Here is a 9,526-nt window from a genome sequence, read left to right on the forward strand (position 1 = left end):
ACCCGCCCACCCGGCACCATGTGACAGCGCGGCAGTCGGCCGACAAACCGTCGGTAAAGGTGCCCTTGAGACGGGCGTAGCGTGGAGCGTATGACGAAGTACGGCTCCTTTCCCGGTACGCGTCCCCGGCGGCTGCGCACCACCCCCGCCATGCGTCGGATGGTCGCCGAGACGCGGCTGCACCCGGCGGATCTCATCCTTCCGGCGTTCGTCCGTGAGGGTGTGAGTGAGCCCGTGCCGATCGCGGCCATGCCCGGTGTCGTGCAGCACACGCGGGACAGCCTGAAGAAGGCCGCCGCCGAGGCCGTCGCCGCCGGGATCTCCGGGATCATGCTCTTCGGTGTGCCGGAGGAGTCGAAGAAGGACGCCGTCGGGACGCCCGGCACCGACCCGGACGGGATCCTCCAGGTCGCCCTCCGTGACGTGCGCGCCGAGGTCGGCGACGACCTGCTCGTCATGTCCGACCTGTGCCTCGACGAGACCACCGACCACGGTCACTGCGGTGTCCTCGACGCGCAGGGGCGGGTCGACAACGACGCCACCCTCGAGCGGTACGCCGAGATGGCCCAGGTGCAGGCCGACGCCGGCGCCCATGTCGTCGGGCCCAGCGGGATGATGGACGGGCAGATCGGGGTCGTCCGGGACGCGCTCGACCAGATCGGCCGGGAGGACGTCGCGGTCCTCGCCTACACCGTCAAGTACTCCTCCGCCTTCTACGGGCCCTTCCGGGAGGCCGTCGCCTCCTCGCTGCGGGGCGACCGGAAGACGTATCAGCAGGATCCCGCCAACTGGCGCGAGTCGATGCGCGAGTTGGCCCTCGACCTGGAGGAGGGGGCCGACATGGTGATGGTGAAGCCCGCCGGGCCCTACCTCGACATTCTCGCCCGGGTCGCCGACGCCGTGGACGTACCGGTCGTCGCCTACCAGATCTCCGGCGAGTACTCGATGATCGAGGCCGCCGCCGAGAAGGGGTGGGTCGATCGGGATCGCGCCATTCTGGAGACGCTGACCGGCATCAAGCGCGCCGGGGCGCGCAACATCCTCACCTATTGGGCCACCGAGGTCGCGCAGCGGCTGCTGTGACATGGGCCGAGGGCGCCGGCAGGGCCATCCGGCACGGGATGGGGGCACGGTCCGGGATCGTTCCGGTACCGCGGCGGTGACGTAGCGGGGAGGGATCTCGGGCGCCGCGTGACGGAGATGACGAGTTCTTGTCGACCTCTCCATCCTCTGCGCCTGACCTGATCCGTTCCGGAGGGGGGCGTGCGCGCCGCTCGCTCGGCCTCCTGCTGCTGGTCTTCTACGCCTCGGACAGCGAGTCCGGCACGAACAAGTACGGCGCCAACTCGAAGGAAGTTCCGGCGTTCGCCTGATCCCACGCCTGCGCCTGCCTCGAGGGGCCGTCCGGACCTGTGTCCGGGCGGTCCCTCGGCCGTCGGGGCCGCTTCGTGGCGTGCAAGGAGAGCCGTTTATGCTGCGGGCGGTCCGGGCCGGCATGGATCGAAAGGGGTCCGGGATGGTGCAGGTGCCGAGGGCGGTCGAAGCGGTGGACACCGAGGACATGTCACGGGTGACCGCCAACTTCCGGCAGTACCTCATGGGATGGGGCGAGGCGGAGCGCGCCGAAGGCGACCTCGACCACTACCGCAGTGGGCTCGCCCAACCGCAGTTCAACGGTGTGGTGCGCGTGCGGTCCCTGGACGTGATCGGGCCGGCCGTGACGACCGCGCGGGCCCGGTTGGCGGGCGTCCCCTGGTGGTGGTGGGCCGGACCGGACAGCCCGGAGGGCACCTCCGCCGCCCTCGCCGCGCACGGTGCGGTGGAGCTCGTGTCGCTGCCCCTGATGACGCGGTCGCTCGACCGCGTCGCGGACCCGGAGGAGCCGCTCCCCGGTCTGCGGATCGAGACGGCGGAGGGGCCGGGGCTGTTGGCGGAGCTGGTCAGCGTGTACAGCGCCTCCATCGGCATCGACCCCGCCCTGGAGGCCGATCTGGTGCGGATCGAGGCCGAGCGCGCGGACAACGCGGACATCGTCCGGCTCGCCGCCGTGCTCGACGGCCGGGTCGTCCGGACGACGACGGTCATCACGGCGCACGGCGTCGCAGGAATCTTCCTCGTCCACGTCGCCGAGGCCCATCGCCGACGCGGCATCGGCGCGGCACTGACAGCGGCCGCGCTGCGGACCGGGCAGGAGCGCGGGATGCGGCAGGCCGCGCTCATGGCAAGCCCGGCCGGCGAGCCGCTGTACCGGCGCTTCGGCTTCGCGGCGGTGGCCGGGTACCGGCTCTTCAGCCTGCCCGCCCGACCTGAGCGGTTCGTCCGTATCGCGGAAACTCTGGTGTAGGCCGCATTCATCTCCCTAGGCTGCGGGCAGCAGTTGAGCCGCAGTCGATAGGAGCCCTAGTCATGACCGTCGCCGAGCCCGTGTCGTCCGTCGTCCCTGTCCCGCCGCTCGCGGCGAGGGCGCGTACGGTCGGGGGCTCGCCCGTACGGGACATCCTGGCGGTCACCGCACGCCCCGAGGTGATCAACTTCGCGGGCGGTCTGCCAGCGCCGGAGCTGTTCGACCGGGAGGGCATCGCCGCCGCGTTCAGCGAGGTGCTGGAGCGGGAGCCGGCGGAGGCCCTGCAGTACTCCACGACCGAGGGCGAGCCTGCGCTGCGCGCGGGGCTCGCGGCGCGCATCACGGCACAGGGGCTGCCGACCGGTGCCGACGACCTGCTGATCACCACCGGTTCACAGCAGGCGCTGTCCCTCCTCGCCACCGCGCTGCTCGAGCCCGGGGACACCGTCCTCGTCGAAGACCCCTGCTATCTGGCGGCACTTCAGGTCTTCGGGCTTGCCGGCGCGCGCGTACTGCCCGTGCCGGGTGACGCGGACGGCGTGGACCCGGCGGCCCTGGAGGAACTGGTGGCGAGCGAACGCCCCAAGCTGCTCTACCTGGTGCCCACCTTCCAGAACCCCACCGGCCGCACCATGCCGTCCGCCCGCCGTGCGGCCGTCGCGTCGGTGGCCGCACGGGGCGGTGTCTGGATAGTCGAGGACGACCCGTACGGCGAACTCCGCTACGACGGCGAACGCGTCCCGTGGATCTCGACGCACCCCGGCGCCGAGGACCGTACCGTCCTGCTCGGCTCCTTCTCCAAGGTCATGGCGCCCGGCCTGCGCCTCGGCTGGCTCCGTGCACCGGCGGCGCTGCGGCGCGGCTGCGTGGTGGCCAAGCAGGCGGCCGACCTGCACACGCCGACGCTCAACCAGCTGGCGGCGGCACGGTACTTGAAGGTGCTGGACGCCCACGTGGCCAAGGTGCGGGCGGTGTACGGCGAACGCCGTGACGCGATGCTCGCCGCGCTGCCCGGCTCCCTCCCGGAGGGCTCGACCTGGAACCGTCCCGAGGGCGGCATGTTCCTGTGGGCCAGGCTGCCGGAGGGGTACGACACCACGGCCCTGCTCCCGAGGGTGGTGGAGCAGGCCGTGGCGTACGTCCCGGGCGCGCCCTTCTATGCGGGTGAGCCCGACCGGTCGACCCTGCGCCTGTGCTTCGTGACGCAGACACCGGAGGAGATCGGGGAAGGGCTGCGGAGGCTGGGCAGGGCGCTCGGGTAGGGGAGCCGGGTACAGCGGCAGGAGATCAGTCCCACCAGAAGTGCCAGGCCTGCTCGCCGACGAGTTGCCTGGCGTAGTCGGTCAGCTTGCCCGAGCCGCTCTGGGTGACGTTGTCCGGGCAGAACGCGTAGTGCTCCGCCGCCAGCGCCTCGGCCTCGGCGAGCGTGGCGGGCGGGGCGGCCACGGAGACGGCCAGGACGTCGAAGCCGAGGGCGACGACGCGTATGCCGAAGCGGTCCTCCCAGGAACGCAGGACCGCGCAGAGGCGGGCGACGTCGTTCTCGTGGTTGAGCGGCCCCGTCCAGCCGAACGCGGCGGGGATGTCGGCGGAGCGGCGCGCCGGGACGAGCGCCAGGCGCAGGTCCCTGAACCCCGAGTGGCCTTCGGAAAGGGAGTCGGCGAGCCGGGCTGCGCCGGTGCCGGGGTCGTGGGTGAGCGGGGCCGCCGGGGCGAGACCGGGCCACGGCCGCTCGGAACCGTCCTCGTCCTCGCCGGCCAGATCCTCCCAGAACTCGGCGAGTACGTCCTCGGCGTCGTGGTCGCCGGGATACGAGACGTCGCCGGGCAGCAGCTCCCACTGTTCCGGGCCGCCTTGGGAGTCCCCGACGTCGATCAGCACGGGCAGCAGCCCGGCACGTCCCGCGGGTACGCCCAGCGCCGCCCAGCTCCCGGGCGAGGCCGACGTCTCGGCATGCCACAACAACGGCTCCGGCCACGGGCCGTCGTCCGTGACGTCGATCAACCGGCCGGGCGGAAGCCGAAGTCCAAGAGCACGCCCACTGGGGTCACCGACCAACTTGGGCAGCGGATTGGGAAGAGTCGCCATGCGGGTGACTGTAGGCGGAGGGACTGACACGGCGATGGGCGCGAGGGCGTGCTCGCGCCACGCACCGGGCTTCGAAACTTTCGATCCGCAGCAGAACAGAGCGCGGCCCACTCGGCCGTCTCATGTCGCTCGGCAGAGGCGTCTGTGCCGTCGCGCTGGTCGTCACGGCCGCGCTGTCCCTGCCCGGCACCGCCGGCGCCGACACGGTCATCACGTCGAACCAGAGCGGCACCAACAACGGGTACTACTACTCGTTCTGGACCGACGGCGGCGGGTCCGTCTCCATGAACCCGGGCGCCGGCGGCAGTACCGGCTGCACGGCGACCGCCACGGCCGGCCAGTCCTGGGACGACCGGTACAACCTCAACGTCTCGGTCAGCGGCGCCGGCAACTGGACCGTCACCGCGGACATCCCCTCCCCGGAGAAGGTCCTCGCGACCTGGAACGTCAACGCCACCTGTCCCAGCGCCCAGGTGCTGAGCGCCAAGTCCGACGGCAGCGGCAGCAACTGGGGCCTGACCATCCAGAAGAACGGCTCCACCACCTGGCCGGCCTTCAGTTGCACCCCGAACTGATCACATGAAAGTGGCGCGGCGACCGTTCCGACCGGCCGCCGCGCCACCCTCGTCGGGCTCAGAGGCGTTCGGGCGTGCGGATGCCCAGCAGCGCCATGCCCTGGTGCAGGGTGCGGGCCGTCACGTCGCACAGGAACAGGCGGTTCTCCACCTGCTCGGATGTCTCGGCCTTCAGCACCGGGCACTTGTCGTAGAACGACGTGTACAGCGACGCCAGGTGGTACAGATACGCGGCCAGCTTGTGCGGGGCGTACTCCGCCGCCGTCTCCGCGACCGCCTCCGCGAAGCCGTCGATGTGCAGGCCAAGCGCCCGCTCGGCCTCGTGCAGCGCCAGCTCCGGGTGCGCGGCCGGCTGGACGTCCCCGGCCTTGCGCAGGATGGAACGGATACGGGCGTACGCGTACTGGAGGTACACCGACGTGTCGCCGTTCAGCGAAACCATCTGGTCCAGGTCGAACTTGTAGTCGCGGTTCGCCGACGTCGACAGGTCCGCGTACTTCACCGCGCCGACGCCCACCTGGGCGCCCCGCTCGGAGATCTCCTCCTCCGACAGGTCCTGCGCCTTCTCCCGTACGACCGCCGAGGCCCGCTCGACCGCCTCGTCGAGAAGGTCTACCAGCTTCACCGTCTCGCCCTCACGCGTCTTGAACGGCTTGCCGTCCTTGCCGAGGACCGTGCCGAAGGCCAACTGGTACGCCTTCACGTCGTCGTTCAGCCAGCCGGCCCGCCGCGCGGTCTCGAAGACCATCTTGAAGTGCAGCGACTGACGGGCGTCCACGACGTAGATGATCGAGTTCGCCTTGAGGTTGAACACGCGGTCGCGGATCGCGGAGAGGTCGGTCGCCGCGTAGCCGTACCCGCCGTCCGACTTCTGCACGATCAGCGGGACCAGGTTGCCGTCCGGGCCCTTGATGTCGTCGAAGAAGACGCACAGCGCGCCCTCCGAGCGGACGGCCACCCCCGACTCCTCGAGGAGGCGGCAGGTCTCGGCCAGCATGTCGTTGTAGCCCGACTCGCCGACGATGTCCGCGTCCCGGATCTCCATGTCCAGCTTCTCGAAGACGGAGAAGAAGTAGATCTTCGACTCGTCGACGAACTTCTGCCACATGGCGAGCGTCCTGGGGTCGCCGGCCTGGAGGTCGACCACCCGGCGCCGGGCGCGCGTCTTGAACTCCTCGTCGGAGTCGAACAGCCTGCGCGCGGCCTTGTAGAGGTGGTCGAGGTTGGACATCGCCTCCTCGCCGGTCACCTCGCGGGCCTTGTGGTCCAGTTCGTGCGGGTGCTCGTCCAGATACTGGATGAGCATGCCGAACTGGGTGCCCCAGTCGCCGATGTGGTGCCGCCGGACCACCGTCTCGCCGGTGAACTCCAGGAGCTGGACCAGAGCGTCGCCGATCACGGCCGAGCGCAGATGGCCGACGTGCATCTCCTTCGCCACGTTCGGCTGGGCGTAGTCGATGACCGTCGTGCCCGGGCTCTCGGCGTACGGCACTCCCAGGCGGCCCGCCTCGTCCGCGTAGCGCGCGGCCAGGTTCTCCGTGATCGCCTTGTCGGCGACGGTGATGTTCAGGAAGCCGGGTCCGGAGACCTCGATGTCCGCGATCACATCGCCGGTGACGACCTGGGAGACGACCTGCGTCGCCAGCTCGCGCGGGTTCGCCTTGGCCTTCTTGGCGAGGGCCAGGATGCCGTTGGCCTGGTAGTCGGCCCGGTCGCTTCGTCGCAGCAGCGGGTCCGCGTCGGCGGCCTCCGGCAGGGCTGCCGAGAGGGCGGACGCGAGGTGCTGCTGGACGGAGTCGCTGAGGGACGTGACCGAGGCCATAGGAATGGGTGCCGTTCTCCTCGTGGGGATGGATAGACACAGCCAGTATCCCATGGGGGGTAAAGCGGTTTTCCCGGTCGCACGCAGGTCTGTGACAATGGGGTGTCACCCGTTCAGGAAGAAGGACGTGCCGATCGTGGCTCAGAGCACCGAGACCATCGACTGGGTCTCCCGTTTCGCGGATGAGGTCATCGAGGAGTCGGAGCGTCGAGCCCCCGGCAAACCCGTCGTCGTCGCCTCCGGACTCTCCCCCTCCGGACCCATCCACCTGGGAAACCTCCGTGAGGTCATGACCCCGCACCTCGTCGCCGACGAGATCCGCCGCAGGGGCCGCCAGGTGCGCCACCTCATCTCCTGGGACGACTACGACCGCTACCGCAAGGTGCCGGCCGGCATCGCGGGCATCGACGAGTCGTGGGCCGAGCACATCGGCAAGCCGCTGACCTCCGTCCCGGCGCCGAAGGGCTCGGCGCACCCGAACTGGGCCGAGCACTTCAAGGCCGCGATGGTCGAGTCGCTGGCCGAGCTCGGCGTGGAGTTCGACGGGATCAGCCAGACGGCGCAGTACACCTCCGGTGTCTACCGCGAGCAGATCCTGCACGCGATGAAGCACCGGAACGACATCGACGCGATCCTCGCCCAGTACCGCACGAAGAAGGCCCCCGCCAAGAAGCAGCAGCAGAAGGCGGTCGACGAGGCCGAACTGGAGGCCGAGGAGGGCTCGGGCGCGGCGAGCGAGGACGACGGCAGCTCCGGCTCCGCCGGCTACTTCCCGTACAAGCCGTACTGCGGCAACTGCGGCAAGGACCTGACCACCGTCACCTCGTACGACGACGACACCACCGAGCTGTCGTACACCTGCAACGCGTGCGGCTTCACGGAGACCGTCCGGCTGAGCGAGTTCAACGGCGGCAAGCTGGTCTGGAAGGTCGACTGGCCGATGCGCTGGGCGTACGAGGGCGTGATCTTCGAGCCCAGCGGTGTCGACCACTCCTCGCCGGGATCGTCGTTCCAGGTCGGCGGCCAGATCGTCGGGATCTTCGGCGGCAAGCAGCCGATCGGCCCGATGTACGCGTTCGTCGGCATCAGCGGCATGGCCAAGATGTCGTCGTCCCGCGGCGGCGTGCCCACCCCGGCCGACGCCCTGAAGATCATGGAGCCGCAGCTCCTGCGCTGGCTCTACGCCCGCCGCCGCCCCAACCAGTCCTTCAAGATCGCCTTCGACCAGGAGATCCAGCGCCTGTACGACGAGTGGGACAAGCTCGCCGGAAAGGTCTCCGACGGTTCCTCCCTGCCGGGCGACATCGCCGCGTACTCGCGCGCGGTCGGCACCGCCGCCGGTGAGCTGCCGCGCACCCCGCGCCCGCTCCCGTACCGCACCCTCGCCTCGGTCGCCGACATCACCGCCGGACACCAGGACCAGGCCCTGCGCATCCTCTCCGACCTCGATCCGGCCAACCCGCTCGGCTCGCTCGGCGAGGCCCGGCCGCGCTACGACAAGGCGGAGGCGTGGATCAACACCCACGTCCCGGCCGACCAGCGCACCATCGTCCGCGACGAGCCCGACGCCGAACTGCTGAAGTCCCTCGACGAGTCCTCCCAGCAGTCCCTGCGGCTGCTGCTCGAGGGCCTCGCCGACCACTGGTCGCTCGACGGACTGACCCATCTCGTCTACGGCGTGCCCAAGGTCCAGGCCGGGTTCTCCGCCGACGCGACGCCCAAGGAACTGCCGCCGGAGATCAAGACCGCCCAGCGGTCGTTCTTCGCGCTGCTGTACCACCTGCTCGTCGGCCGCGACACCGGCCCGCGCCTGCCCACCCTGCTGCTCGCGGTCGGTCAGGACCGGGTGCGGGCCCTGCTCGGGGAGTAGCGCCGGTTCCACGACGAAGGGGGCGCCCGGTGATCACCGGGCGCCCCCTTCGTCGTACCCCGCCGTGCTAGGCGATGTGGTCCTCTTCCAGCTCCGCGTTGTAGCGGTTGGTGAAGCGATTGACCATCCGCTTGGCGTCGTCCGGCAGCAGGTTCTGGCCGAACTCGGCCTCGACGTTCTCGCTGAACTCGCGCGGGGTCGGATAGCCGCTACCGCTGATCGACTTCTTGAAGACCTGGTAGTACTCCTCCTCACCCGGATCCGCGGGTTCCGGGACGCCACCGCCCTCGCCCAGCTCACGCGTCCGGCCCGGGCTCACCGGGATGGGAAAGCTGCCCGTGTCCTCCATCGAGGGCGGCTCGGGGACGGGCTCCTCGTACCGCGGCTGCTGCTGTCCCTGATAGATCCGCTGCTGCTCCTCGTACCACTCCTGGTACTGCTCCTCCGGGTAATACGGGGGCTCGAAGGTGGGATCGTAACTGCCCTGGTAGTCGACCTGTTGGGGCACTCCCTGGAACCACGGGTTCTGGTCGTCCGGCTCGGGACGCTGCTCGACGGGCGGCGCGGCGGGCGTGGCCGCGGCGGGCGCGGGTGCCGGCAGTTCGGCCTGCTGAGGTGCCGGAGGCAGCAGCGCCGGCTCGATGCCCGCCGCCGCCAGCCCCGCCGGGGCCGTCTCCGCGAGGGGGACGCCGTAGCGCGCCAGGCGCAGCGGCATCAGGGACTCCACCGGGGCCTTGCGGCGCCAGGCGCGGCCGAACCGCGACCGTAGCCGGGCCTGGTAGACCAGGCGCTCCTGCTCCAGCTTGATGACCTGCTCGTAGGAGCGC

General features: G+C 70.5%; 8 protein-coding genes and 1 pseudogene. 6 read left to right on the forward strand and 3 right to left on the reverse strand.

The features are described 5' to 3' along the window. Positions 1–90 precede the first annotated feature (90 nt). From hemB to IEZ19_RS43820, 4 genes are all read left to right on the forward strand, one after another. Positions 91–1,083 carry a porphobilinogen synthase gene (gene hemB, locus IEZ19_RS43805; protein ID WP_189316977.1) on the forward strand — a complete coding sequence of 331 codons (993 nt, stop codon included), beginning with the start codon at positions 91–93 and terminating at the stop codon, positions 1,081–1,083. 128 nt (positions 1,084–1,211) lie between these two features. Then, positions 1,212–1,373 carry a hypothetical protein gene (locus IEZ19_RS43810; protein WP_189316978.1) on the forward strand — a complete coding sequence of 54 codons (162 nt, stop codon included), beginning with the start codon at positions 1,212–1,214 and terminating at the stop codon, positions 1,371–1,373. Positions 1,374–1,516: 143 nt separating this feature from the next. Beyond that, entirely contained in the window at positions 1,517–2,344 is an 828-nt protein-coding gene (locus IEZ19_RS43815; RefSeq protein ID WP_229841543.1) for a GNAT family N-acetyltransferase, read from the forward strand. Positions 2,345–2,406: 62 nt separating this feature from the next. Then, positions 2,407–3,606 carry an aminotransferase-like domain-containing protein gene (locus IEZ19_RS43820; RefSeq protein ID WP_189316979.1) on the forward strand — a complete coding sequence of 400 codons (1,200 nt, stop codon included), beginning with the start codon at positions 2,407–2,409 and terminating at the stop codon, positions 3,604–3,606. 25 nt (positions 3,607–3,631) lie between these two features. On the opposite strand, the gene IEZ19_RS43825 is transcribed toward IEZ19_RS43820, so the two are convergent. Then, on the reverse strand, positions 3,632–4,432 hold the full coding sequence (locus tag IEZ19_RS43825) for a DUF4253 domain-containing protein (RefSeq protein ID WP_189316980.1): 801 nt from the start codon (positions 4,430–4,432) through the stop codon (positions 3,632–3,634). Positions 4,433–4,554: 122 nt separating this feature from the next. On the opposite strand from IEZ19_RS43825, the gene IEZ19_RS43830 reads away from it, so the two are divergent. Continuing rightward, positions 4,555–5,007, forward strand: coding sequence for a hypothetical protein (locus tag IEZ19_RS43830; RefSeq protein WP_189316981.1), 453 nt, complete (start codon positions 4,555–4,557; stop codon positions 5,005–5,007). Between the two features lie 58 nt (positions 5,008–5,065). On the opposite strand, the gene argS is transcribed toward IEZ19_RS43830, so the two are convergent. After that, positions 5,066–6,829 (reverse strand): arginine--tRNA ligase, encoded by a 1,764-nt coding sequence (gene argS / locus IEZ19_RS43835; RefSeq protein WP_189316982.1) that lies wholly within the window; start codon positions 6,827–6,829, stop codon positions 5,066–5,068. Between the two features lie 127 nt (positions 6,830–6,956). On the opposite strand from argS, the gene lysS reads away from it, so the two are divergent. After that, entirely contained in the window at positions 6,957–8,699 is a 1,743-nt protein-coding gene (lysS, locus tag IEZ19_RS43840) for a lysine--tRNA ligase (protein WP_189316983.1), read from the forward strand. A gap of 67 nt (positions 8,700–8,766) precedes the next feature. Here lysS and IEZ19_RS43845 read toward each other — a convergent pair. Further along, positions 8,767–9,526, reverse strand: a pseudogene (locus tag IEZ19_RS43845) (DUF2637 domain-containing protein); the annotation flags it as partial.

The organism is Streptomyces brasiliensis (genome assembly GCF_014647875.1).
Classification (GTDB): domain Bacteria; phylum Actinomycetota; class Actinomycetes; order Streptomycetales; family Streptomycetaceae; genus Streptomyces; species Streptomyces brasiliensis.

Bases quoted from the DNA above. Each gene is read 5' to 3' on its own strand.
- IEZ19_RS43815 (WP_229841543.1), top strand. From the start codon at position 1,517: ATGGTGCAGGTGCCGAGGGCGGTCGAAGCGGTGGACACCGAGGACATG.
- IEZ19_RS43825 (WP_189316980.1), bottom strand. From the start codon at position 4,432: ATGGCGACTCTTCCCAATCCGCTGCCCAAGTTGGTCGGTGACCCCAGT.
- hemB (WP_189316977.1), top strand. From the start codon at position 91: ATGACGAAGTACGGCTCCTTTCCCGGTACGCGTCCCCGGCGGCTGCGC.
- IEZ19_RS43820 (WP_189316979.1), top strand. From the start codon at position 2,407: ATGACCGTCGCCGAGCCCGTGTCGTCCGTCGTCCCTGTCCCGCCGCTC.
- argS (WP_189316982.1), bottom strand. From the start codon at position 6,829: ATGGCCTCGGTCACGTCCCTCAGCGACTCCGTCCAGCAGCACCTCGCG.
- IEZ19_RS43830 (WP_189316981.1), top strand. From the start codon at position 4,555: ATGTCGCTCGGCAGAGGCGTCTGTGCCGTCGCGCTGGTCGTCACGGCC.